16 protein-coding genes are annotated in these 22827 nt (G+C 71.7%); 4 read left to right on the top strand and 12 right to left on the bottom strand.

The features are described 5' to 3' along the window. Positions 1 to 380: 380 nt before the first annotated feature. The 7 genes from OHA72_RS47765 to OHA72_RS47795 form a co-directional block, all read right to left on the bottom strand. A complete protein-coding gene (locus OHA72_RS47765) occupies positions 381 to 2030 on the bottom strand; it encodes a glycosyl hydrolase family 28 protein (protein WP_327002729.1) in 1650 nt (549 codons plus the stop codon). 257 nt (positions 2031 to 2287) lie between these two features. After that, positions 2288 to 4654 carry a hypothetical protein gene (locus tag OHA72_RS47770; protein ID WP_327002730.1) on the bottom strand — a complete coding sequence of 789 codons (2367 nt, stop codon included), beginning with the start codon at positions 4652 to 4654 and terminating at the stop codon, positions 2288 to 2290. After that, positions 4648 to 5499, bottom strand: coding sequence for an enolase C-terminal domain-like protein (locus OHA72_RS47775; protein ID WP_327002731.1), 852 nt, complete (start codon positions 5497 to 5499; stop codon positions 4648 to 4650). Before OHA72_RS47775 ends, OHA72_RS47770 begins: the two co-directional genes overlap by 7 nt. A gap of 405 nt (positions 5500 to 5904) precedes the next feature. Next, the gene (locus OHA72_RS47780; protein WP_327002732.1) at positions 5905 to 6810 is read right to left on the bottom strand and encodes a 5-dehydro-4-deoxyglucarate dehydratase; all 906 of its coding nucleotides are present in this window, start codon (positions 6808 to 6810) and stop codon (positions 5905 to 5907) included. Positions 6811 to 6883: 73 nt separating this feature from the next. Next, entirely contained in the window at positions 6884 to 8167 is a 1284-nt protein-coding gene (locus OHA72_RS47785; RefSeq protein WP_327002733.1) for an ABC transporter substrate-binding protein, read from the bottom strand. A gap of 49 nt (positions 8168 to 8216) precedes the next feature. After that, a complete protein-coding gene (locus OHA72_RS47790; protein ID WP_327002734.1) occupies positions 8217 to 9041 on the bottom strand; it encodes a carbohydrate ABC transporter permease in 825 nt (274 codons plus the stop codon). Continuing rightward, complete coding sequence (locus OHA72_RS47795; protein ID WP_327002735.1) at positions 9041 to 9871, bottom strand: carbohydrate ABC transporter permease; 831 nt, start codon at positions 9869 to 9871, stop codon at positions 9041 to 9043. The genes OHA72_RS47790 and OHA72_RS47795 overlap by 1 nt, the downstream gene beginning before the upstream one ends. A 299-nt stretch (positions 9872 to 10170) precedes the next feature. On the opposite strand from OHA72_RS47795, the gene OHA72_RS47800 reads away from it, so the two are divergent. From OHA72_RS47800 to OHA72_RS47815, 4 genes are read left to right on the top strand one after another with little or no spacing between them, the layout of a single operon-like run. Continuing rightward, complete coding sequence (locus OHA72_RS47800; protein WP_327002736.1) at positions 10171 to 11043, top strand: NAD-dependent epimerase/dehydratase family protein; 873 nt, start codon at positions 10171 to 10173, stop codon at positions 11041 to 11043. Then, the gene (locus OHA72_RS47805; RefSeq protein WP_327002737.1) at positions 11040 to 12560 is read left to right on the top strand and encodes an aldehyde dehydrogenase (NADP(+)); all 1521 of its coding nucleotides are present in this window, start codon (positions 11040 to 11042) and stop codon (positions 12558 to 12560) included. Before OHA72_RS47800 ends, OHA72_RS47805 begins: the two co-directional genes overlap by 4 nt. Then, positions 12557 to 13378, top strand: a complete 822-nt coding sequence (locus OHA72_RS47810; RefSeq protein ID WP_327002738.1) for an IclR family transcriptional regulator — start codon at positions 12557 to 12559, stop codon at positions 13376 to 13378. The genes OHA72_RS47805 and OHA72_RS47810 overlap by 4 nt, the downstream gene beginning before the upstream one ends. 35 nt (positions 13379 to 13413) lie before the next feature. Further along, entirely contained in the window at positions 13414 to 13680 is a 267-nt protein-coding gene (locus tag OHA72_RS47815; RefSeq protein WP_327011802.1) for a hypothetical protein, read from the top strand. Here the strand turns inward: OHA72_RS47815 and OHA72_RS47820 are convergent. From OHA72_RS47820 to OHA72_RS47840, 5 genes are all read right to left on the bottom strand, one after another. Then, positions 13673 to 15760, bottom strand: coding sequence for a putative phage tail protein (locus tag OHA72_RS47820; RefSeq protein WP_327002739.1), 2088 nt, complete (start codon positions 15758 to 15760; stop codon positions 13673 to 13675). The two genes, OHA72_RS47815 and OHA72_RS47820, sit on opposite strands and share 8 nt — an antisense overlap. A gap of 110 nt (positions 15761 to 15870) precedes the next feature. Then, the gene (locus OHA72_RS47825) at positions 15871 to 16731 is read right to left on the bottom strand and encodes a carbohydrate ABC transporter permease (protein ID WP_327002740.1); all 861 of its coding nucleotides are present in this window, start codon (positions 16729 to 16731) and stop codon (positions 15871 to 15873) included. 14 nt (positions 16732 to 16745) lie between these two features. Next, entirely contained in the window at positions 16746 to 17744 is a 999-nt protein-coding gene (locus OHA72_RS47830; protein ID WP_327002741.1) for an ABC transporter permease, read from the bottom strand. A gap of 5 nt (positions 17745 to 17749) precedes the next feature. Next, on the bottom strand, positions 17750 to 19363 hold the full coding sequence (locus OHA72_RS47835) for an extracellular solute-binding protein (RefSeq protein ID WP_327002742.1): 1614 nt from the start codon (positions 19361 to 19363) through the stop codon (positions 17750 to 17752). Further along, positions 19345 to 22824, bottom strand: coding sequence for a glycoside hydrolase family 38 N-terminal domain-containing protein (locus OHA72_RS47840; protein ID WP_327002743.1), 3480 nt, complete (start codon positions 22822 to 22824; stop codon positions 19345 to 19347). The genes OHA72_RS47835 and OHA72_RS47840 overlap by 19 nt, the downstream gene beginning before the upstream one ends. Positions 22825 to 22827 lie beyond the last annotated feature (3 nt).

The following is a 22827-nucleotide window of genomic DNA, read 5'->3' on the forward strand; positions in this document are numbered from 1 at the left end:
GCTGCACCTCTCCCGATACACCGCTGTACAGCTTCTGCGTCCTCTTCAGCGCCGAGACCCGGCCATGCAGGACCGAACGTCCGCTATCGCGGCCTTCGGTACGCGGATCCGCCTTGCCGCTCTTTCAGCGCTGCGCCCGTAGTGCTCGGCGTTGCGGGCGACGGGCTCTCGGAGACACGGTGGTGATGGCCACCTGGCACATTCATTCGGCAACGGATTCGGCTCAGTCGTCACCGCTACGGACGCCGCCGATCTTGTGGGTAGGCGCGGGCCGTAGCGACGTGCTGGTCGATCAAAGCCGCGGCCGGGGTCTCGGGTGGCGATGAGTCCCCGGCCGCATGACGCAGCCAACCGTGGGTTCCGGTTGATGGTTGCGCTGGTCAGCCCGAGATGGTCACGGGGCCGTAGTCGGACAGGTTGGTGATGTTCATCTGGTTGAGGGACGTGGCCGGGCTCGAGCTGCCGGGCATGTACACCCGATCCAGCGTGACGCCGGTGATCGGAGCACCGGGCTGGCCGTTGATCCTGCCTGGCGTCGTCCCGGCGTTGCGGATCCGCGCGTTGGTCACGGTAACCCCGTTGACTGGGCCGACGCCGTAGGTGTTGCCGGTCCATAGGACGAGCCAGGTGCGGTTCTGGTCGTTGGTGTAACTCAGCCGTTCCACATCGATGTCCTCGAAACGTATGTGGGAAGCGGCGCCTGTGCCGTACTTGTGGTGGACGCCAATTCCGACTGCGGCGTCGTAGACGACCGCACGGCGGAACGTCACGCTCTCCTGGTTCTGTATGACGCCCTGGCCCACCTTGAGCCCGTAGCAGAACGTCCATGACACGAGGTCCTCGAAGGTCACCCCGTAGAGCGGCATGGGGCTGCCGGGCACATTGCGGAACAGATCCACGGTGTTGTCCCAGGTCTTGGTACTGAACGGATCGTCATGGCCGATGCCGATCGCGTTGCTGACGGTCACGTTCGAGGACTCCATGACGTCGATTCCGTCATTCTCGCCCATGCCGAAGCGGTTGAAGATCTTCAGGTTGCGGAAGGTCATGTTCGACGAGCGGGTCGGCATGATGGCCCAGCTGCTCGACTCGCGGAAGGTGACCCCGTCCACGGTGAACCCGTTTGTGTAGATGGGCGTGAGCAGGTTGACGGCGAGATTGCTCGGCTGCAGCGACGCCGCCCCGTTGCCGTCGATGACTCCACGCCCGTAGATCGAGATGTTGCTCGACGAATAGCGGGTCGAAATGAACCACGTGACGTCGCGGTTCTGGGATTCCTTGTGCCAGTGCGTGGTGTAGTTGGCCCGCTCGCCGGTGTACCGCAGCACGGCGCCTTGCTCGAGATAGAGCGCGAGGTCGCTGCGCAGGTACAGGTTGCCGACGGTGTAGACGCCGGGCGGCACGTAGACGATGCCCTGCCGGGCGTTGGCCGAGCCCCACGCGGCGGCGTCGTTCAGCGCCTGCTGGAACGCGGTGGTGGCGTAGCCACTGCCCGGTTGCACTGAGTACGGAGCGTTGCGGACGTTGAAGATCCCCATGCCGCTGGATGGCGGTCGATTGGTCTCCCCGGGGTCGATCGCGATGGCGAGGTTGGGCCGGCCATCGACCTTGACGATCAGGTATGCGTTGTCGTGCACGGTGAAGGTCAGGGTCGGGCCGCTGACGGAGCCGACGATTCCGAGCTTCTGCGGGCTGATGCTGTAGGCGCCGATGCTCGTGTTGTTGATCTTCGTGACGGCGAGGGTGACATCGCCATCACTCATCGCGAACTGCGCAAAGTCGTAGCCTTGGTAGCCGTTGTAGCTGGCGTACTTCTGCACCGGCACGGTGCGCCCGTTGACGGTCAGTGTGTAGTCGGTCGACAGCGCGTAGATCGATTGAACGGGATAGACGGATGTGTTGGCGACAGCGGCGTTGGCGGGGTGTGGTGCGACGACGACAACCACCACCGCACCGACGGCGGCGAGGCCGACGGCGAGCAGGCGGGAGAGTAGGGACCAGCGGTGACGGCGGTGGGATGGGAGGTTCATGCGAGCCTCATTCTCGGGGCGCATCCGGCGGCGGCCGGGAGTGGGGTGTCGCAGCGGGTCCGCCCGGCGACGTGTGAGACGGGGACGTCAACGGCGCGGTAGCGGGGTTCGGGCAGACAACGCTGCTGCTTAGGACTTGTGGACATCGATGTGGTGATCGCACAGTGCCTGCGCTGGCGGTGCCGGCGACCGACACTGCTGCCTGCGGCATGAGATCCTCGAAGGCGTGCTCCGCGCAGCTCTGGCCGTGCGGGACGTCATGGTGCGTCTGCGGCTCGGGCGGCTCCGGCCGCGCGTACTGCGGCGAAGGTCTCGCCCATCGGGCCGTAGGGCACGAAGTGGCCGAAGGTGTCGTTGGCGAAGAAGCAGACCCCGTCGACGAGGTCGCCGTGCGCGGTGAGCACCTCCCGCTGGAACGTGTAGGTGCGGCGGTCGTCGAGGTGGGTGCGGTACCAGTACCACGGGTCGACGAAGTCGAGGCCGAGCAGCACCCGCGGCCCGCTGCCGTCCGGCCGGCGCAGTGCTGCCTTGCTGCGCAGGTTCGGCAGGATCTCGGTGCGCTCGACGAGGACGGCGAAGGTGGACACGAGGATCGCGTCGAGCGTGTGGTAGCCGGCGTCGGTCATGCCCCACGCCTGCCGTTCGACGTCGGCGCGCCAGTAGGTGTCCATCCAGTACACCTGGCGGTCGCCGAGCCCGGCCCGCAGCCGCAGGAAGAAGCGCTCCACCGCGGCGCGGCGCTGCGGAGTCGGTGGTGGCGCCTGGTCGGGGTGCCAGAAGCCGACGAGGCCGAACTGGTTGCCGAGGAACACGCCGTCGAGGCCGAAGTCGGTGACGAACGCCGCCGTCTGCGCGGCCACGAAGTCGCCGGCGGGGAAGCCGCCCGGGTAGGCGGCGTAGGGCCCGGGGTCGGCGGTGAGGGGCAGCGTCACGTCCAGGACACCGGCGACGATGTGTCCGCCCGCGTCGGCCGCGGCGGCGGCGACCTCCGGGTGGCGGCGGGTCTTCCATTCGCTGCGGCAGAACTCGGGCCCCGGTTCCAGGTACTCCAGCAGCGTGACCGCGATGCCGCGGCGGGCGGCGACGATGCGGACCGCGGCGTAGATGCCGGCCAGGACGTGGTAGTCCATCGGCTGCTCGGACAGCACGAACATCGGCCCGGCGCTGTACGGGTTGGCGGAGCGCTCGCCGCCCTCCCGGACCCGGGTCAGCCAGTCGCCGTTGTGCCGCCGGGCGATGCCGGCCGGGCCCGCGGCGTCGTCGGCGGCGAAACAGTTGTACCGGGCCCAGTCGAACGTCCGGTCCCAGGTACCCGGCCCGGCGTAGCCGAGGATGTGGTCGCCGTTGCCGGCGCACCAGACGAGGGTGAGCGGGCGGCCGTCGAGCCAGTCGTGGTGGTGTTCGAAGAACGCCTCGATGCCGGGTTCCGGGTCGGTGAGGTCGTCGAGCACCTTGGGGGTCAGCAGCAGGCAGGCTTCCAGTGGCATCAGGGGCGCTCCGATGTGGCAGGGGAAACGGCGGTCACGGCCGCGGCCGCGGCCCGCAGCCTGGCGTCGGAGGCCAGGCCGGCGTGGTAGAGGTGCAGCTCGCCGGCGCCGGCGGCCACGAGCTCGGGCCAGCCCGCGCCGACGTCCGCCGCACCGGCGGCCGACGGCGGCAGCATCGAGACGTAGGCGCCGAGGCGGCGGTCCGGGCCGGCGGCGCGCAGCGCGGCGGTGCCAGCAGCGGCCGGGCCCCAGCAGCCGATGACGAACGTGTCGTGCGAGCCTGCCGGGTCTGCCGGACCGGCCGGCAGCGGTGCGCCGGCCGGTGGCCCAGGGGTCCGCGGTGGCGTGCCAGGCGGCCGGCCGGTCCGGGGTGACCGCGGCCCGCATCGCGTCCACCGCGGATGTGCGGACGCCGAGCACGGCGGCGGCGGTGTCGCCGAGCACCGCCTCGACGGTGCCGTGCCCCCGGCCGACGGCGGCCCGGACCGCGGCGGCGACGGCGTCCGGGTCAAGTCCGGCCGCCGCCTGCCCGGACCGGCAGGCCACGCAGCAGCAGATCGACAGCAGCGCCTCATCCACTGTGGACCAGTCCGCGCCGCTGGTCTTGTCGTGGTGGCTCTGATGGCCGGCGCCGAGCTGGCCGTACGCCTCGAGGACCACGCCGTCGGGCGCGCCCTGGGCGAGCACCTCCCGGACCAGCCGGGCGCTGTAGTCGCGGACCGCCGGGTTGGCGGGGCAGAGCGCGTAGTCGTACCGGTCGCCGAAGGCGTTGCGCACGACCAGACCGGGATGCCGGCTGCCGAGCAGCGTGTGGTGGGTCAGCACCACCCAGGCGTCGACCGCGATCCCGGCGGCGCCGAGGCGCTCCCGGGCCCGGGGGAACGCGTCGGGCGCGGCCCAGCCGCCGGGCGCGACCGGGGTCAGGGTGCTGCCCCGCCACGCGGCCGCCCGCACCGGCACGTAGCACGCCGCATGAGCCGCGTCGACCACGCGGTGCGCGGGGTGCCGGGGGGTCGCCGCCCGCACGGAGTGGTACGCGGCGGCGAGCGCGACCCGGCGCACCCCCAGGCCGGCGAGCCTGGCCACGGCGGACGGGTCGCCCAGCACGTCCCACGGGTAGAGGTACCAGGTCACCATCGCGGCAGGGCCGGGTCGAAGCCGGGCCGGTGGCGGCGCAGGTAGCCGGCGTCGTCGCGGACCTGGCGGCCGGATTCCAGGTACGCCCGGTGCAGCCTGGCCACGACGTCCTCGTCGAGCTCGACGCCGAGCCCGGGTCCGGTGGGCACCGGCACGCTGCCGTCGACGAAGCGCAGCGGGCCGGGGCGGACCACGTCGTCGGCGGCGTTCCACGGGTAGTGGGTGTCGCAGGCGTGGGTGAGGTTCGGGATACTCGCCGCGACGTGCGTCATCGCGGCCAGGCTGATGCCGAGGTGCGAGTTGGAGTGCATCGACAGCCCGAGGCCGGTGGCGGCGCAGACGGCGGCGAGCTCGCGGGTGGCGCGCAGGCCGCCCCAGTAGTGGTGGTCGGCGAGGACGATCTGGACGGCACCGGCGGCGAGCGCGGGCGCGACCGTCTCGAAGGAGATCACGCACATGTTCGTCGCCAGCGGCAGCGCCGCCGGGCCCGCGGACCTGCGCACCTGCGCCATCCCGGCGACGCCGAGGACCGGGTCCTCCAGGTACTCCAGGGTGCCGGCGAGCGTGTCGACGACACCGGCCGCGGTCGCCGGGGTCCACGCGCCGTTGGGGTCGATCCGCAGCGGCAGGTCCGGGAAGGCGGCCCGCAGCGCCCGGACCGCGGCGATCTCCTGCTCCGGTGGGAACACGCCGCCCTTGAGCTTGAGCGAGCCGAAGCCGTAGCGTTCGATCATGCGGGCCGCCTGGGCGACGATCCCGTCCGGGTCGAGGGCGGCGCCCCACTCGTCGGCGGGGGCGCCGGGGTGCGCGGCCCACTTGTAGAACAGGTAGCCGCTGTAGGGCACCGCGTCGCGGACCGCGCCGCCGAGCAGGTCGCTGACGGACCGGCCGGTGAGCCGGCCCTGGGCGTCGAGGCAGGCGACCTCGATGGCGGAGGCGGTGGCCCGCCGGTCGACCAGCCGCCGTCCGGCCGGTGCGGCCTCGTCGGCGAGGGCCGGGTCGGCCGGGTCGGTGCCCCGAGCGCGGCGTCGACGGCCTGGGCGATGCGGGTGGTGGCGAAGACGTCCAGGCCGCGCACGGCGTCGCGGGCGACGGCGAGCCGGTCGAGGCTAGCCTCCCCAGCCCGACGGTGCCGTCGGCCAGGACGAGCCGCAGGATGCCGCGCAGCGCGAGGGGTTCGTGCAGCCCGGCGGCGTTGAGCAGGGGCGGGTCGGCGAACGCGATCGGGGTGACTACGAGGTCGGCGATCCTCACCGGGCGGCCAGTTCCAGGCCGTGGCGCAGCAGCGCGCCGAGCCGGTCGACGTGTTCGGCGCTCGGGTCCAGCAGCGGCGGCCGGACCCCGCCGACGTCCAGGCCGCGCAGCCGTACGCCGGCCTTGACCAGGGCGACGGCGTAACCGCTGACCTCGTCGCGCAGCTCGACCAGCGGGGTGTAGAACTCCTCCAGCAGGACCCGAATCGTGTCGGTCTCGCCGGCGGTGACGGCGCGATGGAAGCGCAACGCGATCTCCGGGGCGAACGCGAACACCGCGGAGGAGTAGAGCTGCACGCCGAGCCCGCGGTAGGCGGGGACGGTCATCTCCGCGGTCGGCAGACCGTTGAAGAACTGGAAGTCGGGGCCGACGGCCCGGCGCACGGTGAGCACGGTGCGGTGCATGAGCTCGATGTTGCCGATGCCGTCCTTGATGCCCACGACGTTGGGGATCGCGGCGATCTCCGCGGCGGTGCGGGGCGTGGGCACCGCCGCGCCGCGCTGGTAGAAGATGACGGCGAGCGACGTGGCGGCCGCGACGGCGCGCACGTAGTCGACGAGCCCGCGTTGCGGGCCGGCCACCAGGTAGGGCGGCAGCAGCAGCACCCCGTCGACCCCGGCCCGCTGGAGCCTGCCGACCTGGTCCAGCGCCACCGGCAGGGGGCCGCCGGCCGCGGCGTACACCGGCAGCCGCCCGGCGACGGCGGTGACCGCGACGTGCGCGCACCGTTCGACCTCGTCCGGGGTCAGGGCGTGGAACTCGCCGGTGCCGCAGGCGACGAAGACGCCGCCGGCGCCGGCGTCGACCCCGTTGCCGATGTGCTTGGCGAGCGTGGCCTCGTCCAGCGTGCCGTCCGCATGGAACGGGGTGACCGGGAAGAACAGGACCCCTTCGAGCTTCATCGCTTCCTCATTGTCTGTAGTGGACGGTGCGCCGGTGAGGGGGTGGCGGGGCGGTGCCCCGCCACCCGCGGGGCTACTTGGCGGTGGTGAATGCCTTGTCGAGCCGGGAGAGGGCCGTCGGCACGTCGATGGTGCCGTTGAACAGCTCCTGGATCGCGATGAGGTGCTCGGACTGGACCTTGGGGTTGGGCCAGGTCTGGTCGGGGTAGATGGTCGACCTGCCGGCCTTCTGCGCGTCCAGGACCGGCTGCTGGATGGCGTCGGCCTGGAACGCCGAGCTGGGCAGCGCCGGGGTGGCGCCGGCCTTCGTGGCGTACACCTGCTGGCCCTCCTCGGAGGCGAGGAACGCGAGGAACTTCTTGGCCAGGGCCGGGTTCTTGGCCTTGGCGTTGATCGCGTAGGAGATGCCGACGGAGACCGGGACGAACGTGTCGGCCGGGGAGTCGGTCGCCGGGAACGGTGTCATCGAGAACGGGGTGTTCGCCGGCGCGTACTTCTTGGCGTTGGGCACGGCGGACAGCACGTGGACGGCGCCGAGTGCCTTGCCCTGGCCGATCATCTGCATCTGCTCGTCGTAGCTGACGCCGTTGGGGCTGGGGTTGAAGCAGTTGGCGTTCTTCATCTCCAGGTACTTGTCCATCGCCTGCTTCCACGCCGACGCGGCGAACGTGGCGGTGCCGGCCTTCTGCTGCTGCGTGAAGGACGGGTTGGGGCCGTAGACCAGGGTCGCGGTCAGCGCGTACGGCACGAGCTGCGTCACCCACGCGGACTTGAGGCCCAGGGCGAAGGCGTACACGTTCTTCTGCCGGGCCGCGCCGCAGAACGCCAGGACCTCGGTCCACGTCTTGGGCGGGGTGAGGCCGCTGGCCTTGACGGCGGTGTCGTTCCAGATGGCGCCGATCGCGCCGATGGTGATCGGCAGGGCGACGAGCTTGCCGTCGGGGCCGTTGGAGACGGTCCGCTGCACGGTGCTGACCTTGCCTGCCCACGGCTCCCCGGAAAGGTCCAGCAGCAGCCCGTCCTTGCTGAGGTCGGCGACGGAGGTGGAGTTGCCGCCGCCGGGCCAGAGCCGGAAGACGTCCGGTGCGGTGCCGGAGGCGAGCTGGGTGCGCAGCTGTTGCTGGTAGGAGGCGTCGTCCTCGGTGAACGTGGTCTTCACGGTCACTCCGGGGTTGGCCTTCTGAAAGGCGTCGATGGCGGCCTGGGCGGGTGCGGTGCCGGCCGCGCCGAGCGTCAGAACCGTGTCGGCGGCGTCGCCGGTCGGGGTCTTCGAGGTGGAGCAGCCGCCGGCGACGAGCGCGGTGACCGCGAGCGCGGCGAGCAGTCCGGTGGCGGGGTGCCGGTGGGCAGGGTGCATCGTTCCTCCGAACGAGGGTGGGGTGTGCGGGGGTGGGTGTGGCGGCCGGTCAGCCCTTCAGGCCACCGGCGAAGCCCTTGATGATGTATTTCTGCAGGGCGAAGTAGACGACGAGGATTGGGACCACGCTGATCACCAGACCGGCGAAGATGAGCGGCCACAGCGACACGTACTGGCTGACGAAGCCGTAGATCGCCACGGGGGCGGTGGTGTTGTCGCTGCCGCCGAGGTACAGCAGCGGCGTGAAGAACTCGTTCCAGATGCCGACGGCGTTGAGGATGACGACGGTGCCGGTCACGGGCCGCAGCAGCGGGAACACGACGGTGGCGAAGCACCGCACCGGCCCGGCGCCGTCGAGCATCGCCGCCTCCTCGTAGTCCAGTGGCAGTTCGCGCAGGAACATCGTGTAGAGGAACACTGAGAACGGCAGCTGCTGCCCGAGGTTGATCAGCACGACCGACCACAGGGAGCCCAGCAGCCCGAGGTCGCGCATCGTGGCGTACAGCGGCAGCAGCGCGAGCTGGCCGGGGATGAGCAGGCCGCCGATGATGAAGTAGAACGAGAACCGGGACCAGGCGCGGGTGACCCGGGCGAGCGGGTAGGCCGCCAGCGCCGAGCAGGCCACGATGAGCAGCACGCTGACGACCGTGATGAACAGGCTGTTGCCCAGCGCCGGGCCGAGGCTGGCGTCCTGCCATGCCTTGACGTAGTTGTCCGGGGTGGGCGGCCAGTCGAAGGCGAGCGCGCTGGTCTGGCTGTCCTGCGGTTTCAGCGACACGTTGAGCAGGCCGAGCAGCGGCACCAGGAAGAGCAGCGCGACGAGGATGAGCGCGGTCTCACGGGTGAGGGTGCGCCAGGTGTACCGGGTGTGCATCAGGTGTTCGACCTCAACGTCAGGCGGTACTGGACCGCGGCGAGGATCGCGATGAGCACCGTCATGACGACCGCGAGCGCGACCGAGAACGGGAAGTCGCCGAGGTTGAAGGCGCTCTTGTAGATCGTGGTGGAGATGGTCTCGGTGGCCGTGCCGGGTCCCCCGCCGGTCATGGCGATGACCTGGTCGAACTGTTTGAGCCCGCCGATGAGGCAGAGCATCACGTTGATCACGACGGCGCCGTTGAGCAGCGGCAGCACGATCCGGCGGAACTTGGCCCATGGCCCGGCGCCGTCGATGGTGGCGGCCTCGATCACCTCGGCCGGGATGGCCTGGAGGCCGGCCAGGTAGATCACCATGGAGTAGCCGGCAAACTGCCAGATGATCTCGACGGCGATGGCGTACAGCGCGGTGTCCGGGTCGCCGAGCCAGTCCCGGGTCAGCGACTCCAGCCCGACGGAGGTCAGCGCGGCGTTGACGGTGCCGTTCGGGGAGAGCAGGAAGCTCCAGACGTAGCCCGCCACGAGCGGGGTGAGGACCACCGGCGCGAAGAAGACGACCCGAAGGACGTAGCGGCTCTTCACCATCGTGTTGACGCCGAGCGCGAGGGCCAGCCCGACGGCGTTCTGCAGCACCGTCACGACCGCGGCGAGCACGACCGTGTTGATCAGCGCGGCCCGTGCACTGCGGTCGGTGAAGACCGCGGTGAAGTTGTCGAGGCCGACGAAGGACCAGTCCGGGCGCAGCCCGTTCCAGTCGGTGAACGAGTACAGGGCGCCGTTGACGCTGGGCACCACGACGATGAACACGTAGGCCGCGACGGCCGGCATCACGAACCACCACGGCGCGCGGATGCCCACCTTCCGGCGCCTGGGCCGACGGCCCGGCGCCGGCGTATCCGGAAGCGCTGCGCCCTCCGGCGCCGCGCCCGTCACCTGGTATGCGACCACGTGAGCCGCTCCCTTCCCGAACTCGTCGTCGGTGATTTTCACATATGTGAACGCTTTCGTAGTGGCGAACACATGCGGTACGCTAGGAACGGTCCAAGCAGATGTCAAGGGTGTTACCAGCGTTCTTCCCCAGCGTTACCGCCACCCGGCACCCCGGACGGCCGAATGGAGCAAACTACGTGACAGACCGCCTCCTGCTCACCGGGGCGTCAGGCCGGGTCGGCTCGCTGCTGCGGCCACACCTCATCCGACCCGGCCGCGAGGTCCGGCTGCTCGACCCCGCCCCGCCTCGCGGGGCCCCGCACCCCGGCGAGATCCACCTGAGCGGATCCGTCACCGACCCGGACCTGATGGCCGCCGCGTGCAAGGACATCGACCTCGTCGTCCATCTGGGCGGGCACGCCGGTGAACGCCCGTGGCGGGACCTGCTCGAGGTCAACATCCACGGCACCTACGTCGTGCTGGAGGCCGCCCGGAAGCAGGGCGTGCGGCGCGTGCTGCTGGCCAGCTCCGCCCACGTCGTCGGCATGCTGGCCACCACCGAGACCGGCGCCGACACGGTGCTGCCACCCAGGCCCGACACGCTGTACGGGGTGAGCAAGGCAGCCGTCGAGGCACTCGGCAGCCACTACGCCGACGCGTACGGCATGGCCGTCGTGTCCGCCCGCATCGGCACCGTGGACCCTGCGCCGGACAGTGTGCGCAGCCTCTCGACCTGGCTGTCCCCCGGCGACGCGGCCCGGCTCGTCGAGGCCTGCCGGGCGCTGACCCGCCCCGGCCACCACATCGTCTGGGGCGTGTCCGCCAACCGTCGCCGCTGGGTGTCCCTGGCCGCCGGCGAAACCATCGGCTACCGGCCCGCCGACGACGCCGAACGGTTCGCGGTGCAGATCCCCGGCGCCGGCTCCCCCGGACCGGCCGACCCCGCGGTCCGCATCGGCGGCCCATGGGCCGACCAGTGGGCCGACGAGTGGGCCGACCAGCACCCGCGGCACCCCGCACATTCCGAGCCACAGAACGAGCCCCAGAAGGAGACCACCGCACCGTGGTGACGGACCTCGAACAGTCACTCGCCGCCGCCGCGACGGCCGCCCGCCCCCTCGCCGACCTCACCGGCCCCGACCGGGCAGCACTGCTGGACGCCGCCGCCGACGCGCTCGACGCGGCCGCCGCGGACCTCATCCCGATCGCCGCCGATGAGACCCGCCTGCCGCTGCCCAGACTCACCGCCGAGCTGGCGAGGACCACGTTCCAGCTGCGCCTGTACGGCGACGAGGTCCGCACCGGCCGGCACCTGGCGGCCCGCGACGACCCGGCCGACCCGGCCTGGCCGACCGGCCCACGACCGGCACTGCGCCGCGTCAACGTCCCGCTCGGGCCGGTCGTCGTCTTCGCCGCGTCGAACTTCCCGTTCGCGTTCTCCGTCGCCGGGACCGACACCGCCGCCGCGCTCGCCGCCGGCTGCCCCGTGCTGCTCAAGACCAACCCCGGCCATCCCCGGCTGTCGCAGCGCACTGCCGACGTGCTCACCGCCGCCCTCGACGCCGCCGGCGCGCCGCACGGCAGCTTCGCCCTGCTGCACAGCGAGGCCGACGGCCGGGCCGCGCTGCTCGACCCGCGGGTGCGCGCCGGAGCGTTCACGGGCTCCCTGCGCGGCGGGCGGGCGCTGTTCGACCTCGCCGCCGGCCGCCCCGAACCCATCCCGTTCTACGGCGAACTCGGCAGCCTCAACCCCACCTTCGTCACACGCGGCGCCGTCGCCCGCCGCGGCGCCGCCGTCTGGACCGGCTTCGCCGACTCGTTCACCCTCGGGGGCGGGCAGTTCTGCACCAAACCCGGGCTGCTGCTGGTGCCGGCGGAGGCAGCCGCGGCCGCCGCGATCACCGCCCACCTCACCGGCCGCGCCGCCACCGACCTGCTGACCGACCGCATCGCCGACGGCCACCGCGGCGTCCGGCACGAACTGGCCACGCACCCCGCCGTACGGGTCCTGGTCGACGGCGCCAGCACCGGGCGGGCCGCCGCACCGACCCTGCTCGGCACCACCCTCGACGCCGTCCTCGCCGACCCCGGCCGTCTGCTGGTCGAGTGCTTCGGGCCCACCGCGCTGCTGGTCACCTACACCGACGACACCGCACTGCCGGCCTTCGCCCGCCGCCTCGAGGGCCAGCTCACCGCGACCGTCCACGGCGAGCCCGACGAGCCGGTCGCCGCGGCGCTGCTGCGCGAGCTCACCGACCGCGCCGGCCGGATCATCTGGAACGGCTGGCCCACCGGCGTCTCGGTCACCCCGGCGATGCACCACGGCGGGCCGTACCCGGCGACGACCGCACCGCTGCACACGTCGGTCGGACCCGCGGCGATCACCCGGTTCCTGCGCCCCGTCACGTTCCAGGACGTGCCCGCCGCGCTGCTGCCATCCCCCCTGCGGCGCCGCGCGGACCCTTCCGGCGTTGCGTACGCTACCGACCGGACCGATCCCCCGCCCACCGGCCCGGCACACACCCCGCACCGCGACACCTCCATCACGTCGGCCCACACCCCGCCCGCCGAGGAGACCGCCAGATGACCCGCGAGCCGTCCAGCCGCCCGCTCGGCAACGAGCCGGTGGACCCCGCCGCCGACCAGAAGCTGGTCAAGTCCGCCCAGCGCACCATCCACATCCTGGAGATGCTCGGCGCCGCCCGGGACCCGGTGACCGTGACCGACCTGCACCGGCGCACCGGATACCCGCGATCCAGCCTGCACCAGCTGCTGCACACGCTCATCGCGATGCGGTGGATCGAGCCGACCGCGGACGGCTCGGCGGTCGGCGTCGGCCCGCACGCCCTGCTGTGCGGCACCGCCTACCTCGACCGCGACCCGGCCCTGCCCTACGCCACCCGCACCCTCGAGCTCATCGGCGACAAGGTCGGCTACACCACCCACTACGCCCGCCTCGACGGCGCCAACGTCATGTACCTCGCCACCCGGGAGACCATCGAACCCCGCCGTGCCACCTCCCGCGTCGGCCGCCAGCTCCCGGCACACGCCACCGCACTGGGCAAGGCCCTGCTGGCCGAGCTGACCCCACGCGAGGTCGCCACGCTCCTTCCACCCGGCCCCCTGGCACGGCTCACCGAGCACACCATCATCGAGCACGACGAGCTGATGACCGACCTCGAAGCAGCCCGGTCCCGCGGCTACGCCATGGAGCGCGAGCAGAACACCACAGGGCTGGCCTGCGTCAGCGTTGCCGTGCCGTACCGCATCCCGGCCACCGACGCGATCAGCTGCTCGATCCCGGTCGCCGCGGCGACGGACGAGGAGCTCGAACGGGTCGCCGAGGTCGTCCACGAGCAGACCCACCAGTTGGCCGCCCGGCTCCGCGCCGAAGGGATCCGCTGAGCGGAGCGATCACCCAGGCATTCCACGCCAGCGAGATCCCGTACGCCTTCGGCCACCTCCAGGTCAGGAACTGGGACTGGCAGCCGCGGAACCATCAACAGTCGCGGTTGCTGTCCGGCTACTGGGTGACGTTCGCCGCCGCCGCTGACCCCAACGGCGACGGACGGCCGCTGTGGGCGCCGGTCGACGCCGATCAGCCGGCCATCCTGCACATCGGCGCGACCACGCAGATGGGACAGATCCCCCACCGCGACCGCCTTGACCTACTCGACACCGTGGACACCGTGGACGAGGTCAGCTGATGAGCTGGTACGCGAACTGCAGCTCCAGCCCGTTGGCCGATGCCGCGTTGAGGATCCGCAGCTGCAGCCGCTGCGCTCCGGCCGTTGCGTCGATCGTGAACGGCGCGACCAGCGTGGTCGTCTGCACCGCGGTTGTTACCGCGATGGCGTTGCCGCCCGCGGACGCGCCGTTCGCGTCCAGCCGTGCGTCGCAGGTGCCGGCACCGAGCTTGCGGGTGATCTTCACGACCCGGATCCGCTGGCCTTCCAGGTACAGCAGGCTGCCGAAGTCGTACAGCCCGTCGCTGACCGCCCCGGGCACTCGGGCCGGCAGCCAGCCGTCGATCTGCTCGACGCCCTTGTTGCCGGTGAACCGGGTGTCGCGGGTCAGTGTGCCGGTGAGCTGGTACGGGCCGGCCGTGTTGCCGTTCAGGTCGTTGTCCGCGACCAGCACGTCGGCGGCCTCGTTGACGACGCCGTAGTCCTGGCGGTTGACGCCGTCGGCGAGGCCCCCGATCGCGTTGCCGACGACGACCACGCGGCTGGCTTCGGACCGGATGTTGATGCCGCCGCCGTGCCGGTATGCGCTGCCACCCCCGCTGTAGCCGTGGCTGAAGGTGACCGGCAGGTCGAACTGTGTCGGGCTCACCACGTCGATCCGCCACTTGCCGTTGGCCTCGGTGGTGCCGTTCACGCCCGAGACGGTGATCCGGTCGCCGGTCTCCCAGCCGTGGCCGGCGGCGGTGGTGATCCGGACCCGGCCGGCCGGGCTGGCGGCGGCGCCGCTGATCGTGCGGCCGAAGTTGGGGTGGGCGGTGCGCCCGTTGTTGCCGATGAGGCACCCGGTGACGGTGACCCGGGTGGAGGCGATGTCCAGGCCGTTGCGGCCGCAGCCGCGGATGATGCAGCCGGTGAAGGTCGCGCTGCCGGTGAAGCCCGGGTTGATGCGGACGTTGTCGTGCTCGTTGTCGGCGGAGATGTAGACATTGGTGAACTGGGCCTGGGCGCCGGCGTCGAGCAGCACCGGGTTGCCGTGGCCGTTCTCGAAGCCGCCGCCCTCGAAGTAGACGAATTTCGGGTACGAGCCGCCGGTGGTGTTCTTCAGCCACAGCCCGTGCCGGCCGAAGAGGACCGCCGTGGCGAAGAACTTGATCGACCCGCCGAGACCGTCGATGACGATGTTGTCGGTGGTGGTGTTGCCGCCGCCGGCCGCGATGCCGCATTGCACGAACTCGATCGGGTCGGCGCGCGAGTCGTTGCCGACGCCGTTGAGCAGGATGACGTACGGGCCGCTGAACCCGTTCCAGACACAGTTGCGGAACCGGATCGTGTTGCACGAGCGCAGCGTCATGCCGGTGTAGCCGTCCTTGAACCGGACGTTGACGAACGACACCATGTAGTTGCGCTCGCCGGTGTCCGCCTCCGTGGCGACCAGGCTGCCGCCGGTCAGGCCGTCGCCTCGGACGACCAGGTCGCGCAGGCCGCCACCGTGGACGTTGGTGAGCAGGAAGCCGTTGGCGTTGCCGGTCGCCACGATGTACTGGGTGGCGTAGTCGTCGTTGTCCGTGGCGCCGGCGCCTTGGAAGGTGATCGGGACGCTGCGGACCTTGACGGTGCTCTGCAGGCGGATCTTGCCTGGGCCGGCCTCGATGACACCCCCGGCGGGCAGCGCGTTCACCGCGGCTTGGACGCGCGGGGTGTCGTCCTCGGCGCCGGTGCCCTTCCAGCCGAACCAGGCCAGGTCCAGCCGGGCGGCATAGGGTCGTTTCCAGCGGCCGGTCGCCCGGCCGGTGACGGCGAAGACGGTGCCGCCGTTGTCGGGGTCGGTGCTGTCGGCGTCCCAGTAGAGGGTCCCGCCGCCGCGGCCGGGGAGGTCGCCGTGATAGCCGAGCAGTTGCACTTGCTGGCCATCGGCGGCGGGCGTGGTGGTGCGCAGGTCGGCCACGCTGTTCACGGTGGCTTCGGGGTCGTCGTGCTTCCTGGCGGGTGCGGCGGACGCGGTGCCGGCGACCGCCTGGCTGCCGGCGACCGCGAGGCCGGCGAGACCGAGCGTGGCCAGGGCACGGCGGCGGACCGTGCCGGCGGGTGGGGTGTGGGACATGGGCGTTGCCTCCTCTTCGACGCGCCGGCATCACGTCCGGCGCGCAGGGGCCAGCCGCCGGCGGGGGTCTGCCGGCGATGCGGAGATAACCTCGGCGGAGCGGCCGGGGGTCAGCCTTTGACGGCCCCGATCACGACTCCCTTGGCGAAGTGCTTCTGCAGGAACGGGTAGACGAGCAGGATCGGCACGAGGGAGACCACCAGGATCGCCATCTGCAGCGACTGCTGCGGCGGGACGACCTCGCCGGGCAGGTCGGTGCCGATGGCCGCGTTGTCGACGACGTAGGTGCGCAGCACGAGCTGCAGCGGCCACTTGTCGGTAGAGTTGATGTAGAGCATGGCGTTGAAGAAGGCGCTCCAGTAGGCGACGGCCTGGAACAGCGCAACGACTGCCAGGACCGCTTTCGACAGCGGCAGCATGATCCGGGTGAGGATCTGCAGCTCGCTGGCGCCGTCGATGCGTGCGGCGTCGATGATCTCCGTCGGTACCTCCATGAAGAACGCGCGCACGATGATCACCTGGAACGCCGAGACCAGCGGCGGCAGGATCAGCGCCCACCACGAGTCGATCAGCCCGAGCTGCTTGACGAGCAGGTAGTTGGGGATCATGCCGGCGTTGAAGAGCATGGTGACGAGCACCAGCATCAGTATCGGGCGGTGACCGAAGCTGCCCGGGCGCGACAGCGAGTAGGCCAGCAGCGCCACGACGATGACCGACAGGGCCGAGCCGACGGACGTGACACCGATGGACACGAGGGTGGCGCGGGTGACGACACCGCCGCGGAAGATCGCCGCATACGCGTCGAGCGACGGATGGGCCGGCCACAGCACGTACCCGCCGGCCGCGGTGATCTGCTGCTGGTCGGCGAGGGAGGTGGCGACCACGCCGACGAACGGCAGGACCACGACCGCGCAGCACAGCAGCAGGACAACACCTTTGACGGCCCGCATCACCGGATGCGGTGGCGCCATACCGTTGACCATGGTCACCATCGGGAGTAGATCCCCCTCTCTCCGAACAGGTGCGCGATCTTGTTCGCGGCGAGCACGAGCCCCAGCCCGACGACGCCCTTGACGAGGCCCACCGCGGCCGCCACGCCGAAGTTGCCGTCGATGATCCCGCGGTTGTAGACGTAGGTGTCCAGCACCTCCGACGCGTCCTGCCCGACCGCGGCCTGCTGAAGGATGATCTGCTCGAAGCCGACAGTGAGCACGTCACCGAGCTTCAGGATGAGCAGCAGGACGATCACCGACCGGATCGCGGGCAGCGTGACGTGCCACAGCTGGCGCAGCCGGCCGCCGCCGTCGACGGCGACCGCCTCGTAGAGCTCCAGGTCGACGCGGGACATCGCGGCCAGGAAGATGATGGTGCCCCAGCCGGCGTCTTTCCAGATCGCCTGGCTGGTGATGAGTGTGAGGAACAGATCCGGGTTGCCGATCAGGTGCAGCAGCGGGAGGTCGTGCGTCCGGGCCCAGGTGTTGTACAGCCCGGCGTTGCCCAGCAGCTGTTGGAACAGCGCGACGACGACCACCCACGACATGAAGTGCGGCAGGTAGAGCACCGACTGCGCAATCCGTTTGAGCCGCTCCGAGAGCAGGCTGTTGAGCAGCAGTGCCACGGCGATCGGCACGGGGAACACGACGATGATCTGCAGCAGGGAGATGACCAAGGTGTTGGTCAGCGCGTTGAGGAACGCCGGGTCGCCCTCGAAGATGACCCGGAAGTTCTCGAAGCCCACCCACGGCGCCTCCCAGATGGTGAGGTACGGCCGGTAGTCCTTGAACGCGATGACGTTGCCCGCCAGGGGCACATAGTGGAACACAAGAATGAGCAGCAGCCCGGGCACGCCGAGCAGGACCAGGAACCAGTCCCGGCGCAGCCGCCACCAGCCGGTTGGACGCCGCCGGGCAGCCGGACCGCGCGGCTGGTCGGCCGTGCTCGGGGACGCGGGCGACGCGTCGCTGACGAGCTTCGTCGATGCCATCGCCGTCAGCCCTTGTCCGCGAGAGCCTTCTCGTATTCGGCGCGGGCGACATCGCCGCCGGCCTTGCGCCACTGGGCGACGGTCTCGTCCCAATAGCTGATTGGCTTGCGACCGGAGACGATGTCCAGCTCGGCCGCGTCGATGATCTTACTCATCTCACCGGCCTTGTCGGTGGCGGTGGCCGAGTAGAGCGCGTCGGCGGGGTTGCGCAGGATCGTCGGGACGACCTTCTCCTGGTATCCGTGCTGGGCGTCGACCCGTGCCCGGTCGGTGGGGCCGAGCACGTGCGGGGCGTCGACGATGTACTCCAGCGGCAGCTTCACCTCGACCTTGCCCTTGTCGGTGAGGACCGGCGCGCCGTTCTGCATCGTGTAGTGGGTGCCTTCGGCACCGAACTTACGGAACATGTACTCGGCGGTGCCCAGCGGCGCGGCGAGCCAGTCGCAGATGCGCAGCAGTTGCTGGACGCGGGCCTTGTCGGTCTTCTTGATGGCGGTGATCGCGAAGGCGGTGGTCCCGGCGCGGTGGCGGGCCACGCCGCCGCCGTTGTACTGCGGCGCCGCGGTCGCGCCGATCTCGACCTTGTACGTGTTGGCCAGGGTGTCCCAGGCGGCGTACCCGTCAGGGTTGAATGCGAGGGTGCCGTTGCCGAACAGGTCGCGGATCTGCAGCTTGCCGCCCATCGAGTCGGGGTGGAACAGCCCGCTCTTGACCATCTCAGCGGTCCGCGCGATGGCCTCCTTGCGCTGCTCGGTCTCGTGCTCGGAGGTGAACCTGCCGTTCTCCTCGCGCCACACGTTCGGCACACCGAGCATGGTGCCGACGAAGTAGATGACCTGCTTCGGCGAGCCGAACGCCCACTTGTTCGCGCGGGCGTCCGACAGCCCCTTGGCGACGTCGAGGAACTCCGCGTAACTGGCCGGCGCGGGATTGAGGCCGCGGGCGCGGACGAGGTCGGTGCGGGTGAACATGATGGTGCCCACGATGGCCCGCGGGATCGGCACCGCGTAGATGCCCCCGCCGTAGGCGGTGGTCTGCCACGCGTCGGTGGGGATGTTGGCCAGGAACGGGTACTGCTTGATCGCGGAGCCGGACACGAATTCGGACAGGTCGGCGCACAGTCGGGTGAGCACGTCGGCGCGGTGCGCGAGTCGGGCGGAGATCAGCGTCAGGTCGGGCAGGTCGCCGCTGGCGATGACCGTGGAGAGCTTGCTGAGGTAGTCCGCCTGGGGCGTCATGGTGATGTCCAGCGTGGCGCCCAGGCGGGTGTTGAGCTCCTGCCAGTAGGCGTTGGCGCCGACGGCCGGCGGCACGGGGTTGAACATGTTGGTGAGCACGGAGACGGTGCCGGCGCCGTCGCCGGGCTTGCTGGTGTAGGCGACCGCCGGCGTGGCCGGGTAGGTGTAGAAGCCGGCCATGACGCCGTCGGCCCGGGCCGGCAGGTCGGCCTTGACCAGCGTGGAGGGGATGTAGTCGGGCAGGGCGACGCTCCCCGCGCCGCCGGGCTTCGGCGCGGCCGGTTCGCCGCACGCCGCGAGCAGGCCGGATCCGGCCGTCAGCGCGGCGGCTCCGCCGGTCAGCGCCAGGAAGCGGCGCCGGCTCAGGGTCGGGTTGCGCATGGTGTATCTCCGATCGGGGTAGCGGAGGGCGGGAAGCCGTCGAGCAGGAGCGTGACGACCTGCCACGCCCCGAGCTCGACGGCGACGCGGCCGTCGGTGCTGGGGTGCAGGCGATCGAGCGGCCGTTCGTCGGCGTGGCAGCGGACGGCCGAGCCGGCGCCGCCAGCGGGGTGTTTGAAGTGGACGGTCCGGGCCTGCCCGGCCAGGTCCTGCAGGCGGATCAGCAGCCCGCTGGCGGAGCGCGGCTGCGCGACGCTCGCGTGCACGGAGTCGGGCAGGTCGAGGTCCAGCAGCGCACCGGCGGGTGCGGCCAGCGGACGGGCGCCAAGGTCGAACTTGTCCAGCCAGGTGATCTCGGTGGCGACCGCGGGTGCCCGTACCTCACGGCCGAACCGGCCTGCGGCGACGGGGTCGAACGCCGGCAGCGGGGTGAACGCGTAGCGCAGTGTCAGCGTGCCGGACTGCTCGGGTGGGGTGTTGGTGGGCCAGTAGTTGTTGAGCACCCACGAGTACAGCGTGGCCGAGGCGGGCTGGAACCGCTCGGCCCAGGCGCCGCGGACGATGTCCCCGGCGGTGAACAGCGGCGCGTCGGCCGAGGCCCATGCGACGGCGGGACCTCGACCCGGCATGCGGTCGGCCACCACCACCGCGTACTGGGTGGTGAACCAGTCGTGGCAGGCACCCGGTGAGTGGTCGACGGCCGGATCGATCCAGCCCTGCTGCCGGTCGTAGCGGAACACCGGGTCGGTGGCCGCGAATGGGAAGGTGATGTACAGCGCCTCCTTGGCCAGCACCGGTTCCTTGTCCAGCTCGACGGTGACGTCGACGCGGTCGCTGCCGTCCCGGATCAGTACGTCGACCTCGATCCGGGGCAGGCTCGGCGCGTGGCCGACGGTCCGCAGCCGCCACCCGTCATGGGTACGGCGCAGTCCGACGGGCCGCATCCGTGCAGGGTGGACGGTCAGCGCGGGCGGGTCGGCCTTGGGGCGGCGGCCGAGCAGGGTGCTGCGCGGCGCCGGCTGGTGCCGGTGCGGCACGCCGGAGTGCTCCGGCCGGGCGCCGCGGGTCAGCGACTCCGGGCCCTGCAGGGCGTACAGCACCTGGCCCAGCCGCCACGGTCCGGTGGGGTCCAGCAGATCCCGGCCGCTGGGACGGTGCCGCAGGCCGAGCACCGCGCCGGTGGCCGGGTCGAGCGACACGTCCCACCGCCGGCCGGTGAGGCGCGGCGGTACCGGCTGCCAGTCCTCGGTCACGGCAGGACCACCGGCGGGCGCACCTTCCTCCTCGCCTGGGGCGAGGGTCCGCGCGCCACCCATCGGCAGCACCCGGTAGCCGAAACCCGGGACGTCCGGCACGGTCATCCGCACCCGGCGCAGGCCGTTGCAGTCGGCCAGCACCTCGCCGACCAGCGGCGCCGCGCCGGGCAGGGTCTCCACCTCGACCTCGATGTCGCGCCGCCAGCCGAGCGGGTTGTGGACCAGCAGGGTGGGTCCCGCGGTGTGGACGAGCTCGCCGAGCTGGCTGAGCGCGCGGCGGGCCTCGTCGGTCGCGGTGCGGTGGGCGTTGTGCACCTGGTGGCGTTTCCAGTCGAGTTGGTCGCCGACCTGGTGGCCGTGCGGGTGGCCGTTGGCGTGCGCCCACGTCCACGTGTGTTCGCAGCCGAACAGTGCGCTCTCCCATGCCGCGTCCAGCGCGGCCCGGTGCGGCCGGTAGCCGTGGTCGGCAAGCGCGACCAGCGCGGCGAGGCCCTCGGCGGCGGGCAGCGCGGCCTGGGCGCGGCGGTGCTCGGCGGTCACCGTGGCCCCGGTGCCGACCCCGTCCTCCCAGTAGCTGCCGCCGTCGCCGCGCCACACCGGCAGCCGGTCGGCCAGGGGCCGGACGGCGTCCAGGTAGCCGGCCAGTGTCGAGACCCGCATCCGGGGGTACGCGTAGCGCTCGTTCCAGCGGGCGGCGAAGCCGGCGTCGCCGTCGGCGAGGTCCTCGTTGTCGGCGTGGGTACCGATGACGGCCAGGTCGTGCGGGAGGTAGTCGGGCCGGTCGTAGCGGGTCAGCAGGCGGCAGAAGGCGTGCGCGCCGCCGGCGACGGTCTGCGGGTCCCCGGCCATGAACCGCAGCTGCGAGTAGGTGTCGGAGAAGTGGGTGAGCACGCGGGCGCCGTCGACACCCTCCCACAGCACCGGGCTGGCGAGGTGCTGGGCGTCGCTGTCGGCGTTGCCGCCGCGGTGGTGGTTCTCGATGCCGACGAACGCGTCGATGCCGAGCGCGTGCAGGATCGACGGGATCGCGGCGCTGTACGACGGCACGTCGGTGAGGTTGGCGTAGGTGACCGGGACGCCGTGCTCGTCGCGCAGCCGGGTCGCCGGGTACGCCGCCCGGTAGCACTCCTCCAGGCTGGCCACGCCGGACAGGAAGAGGCTGTGGAACGCGTTGACCGACAGACGCCCGGAGCGCAGCGCCGCCAGCATCCGGTCCGCCCGCTGCGGTGCGCGCGTGGCCAGGTACTGGGTGACGATGAGCGAGCCGTCCACCGAGAAGGCGAACCCGGGGTCGCGCTCCAGCGCGTCAAGCGCCCGGTCCAGGTTCCGGCTGTGCAGCTCCAGGACCTTGCCCTGAACATCGGTGTAGCCGACGTCGAGGTGCACGTGCGGTACCAGGTGCAACGTCCACTTGCGGGCCGGCCGCAGCTCGACCGCGGTGAGGGTCACGCCGTCGACCTCAACCGTGGCCGGCTGCGGGCCGGTGAACTCCGGCACCGGGAACCGGCTCCGCACCTGGCCGAAGGTGCGGTCCTTGCGGTGCAGATCGAGCTCGTGGTCGCTGCCGGCGAGCCGCACGACGGCCCGCGCCGGCCACTCGGCGCCGGGCGGCACCGACACGGTCAGCTCCAGCAGCTCCAACAGCGCGCCGTCACGCTTGACGTACAAGGGGGTGGCGACGAGCTCGGCGTCCACCCGAGCCGGCGCCGGCGTCTCCGCCGCGGCGAGCGTCAGCGCGTGCCAGGTGATCCCGCTGCCGAAGTGGTGGCCGAACTGCTCGCGGTGCCGCGGCCGGCCCGCGGGCTCGGCGGTGACCGGTCCGGTCGCGGCCTCCTCGTCGAGGACGGTGGTCAGGGCCAGCACGTGGGAACCCGGGGCGAGCCAGGCCGCCGGCAACGGCACGTCGAGGGTGACGTCACCGGCGATCGGGCCGTGCCGGTAGACCTCGGTGCGGTCGTCGCGGCGCACGGCCGGGTGGAACAGGCCGTGGTGGACGCCGTCGAGCTCCACCGCGAGGTCGGGGCAGGGCCCGTGGCCGGCGGCAAACTCCAGGCGCAGGACGCAGCCGTCCGGCGGGACGTCGCCCTGCGCGATCCGCAGCGGCAGCTCGACCCGGTGCGGCCGCCAGCCGGTGCCGGCGTTGAGCGGGCCGGGCTGGAACGCCGGCAGGTCGATGCCGACGGCGGCGAGGGTCAGTGGCAGCACGGC

The organism is Dactylosporangium sp. NBC_01737 (genome assembly GCF_035963215.1).
In the GTDB taxonomy this organism is placed as follows: Bacteria; Actinomycetota; Actinomycetes; order Mycobacteriales; family Micromonosporaceae; genus Dactylosporangium.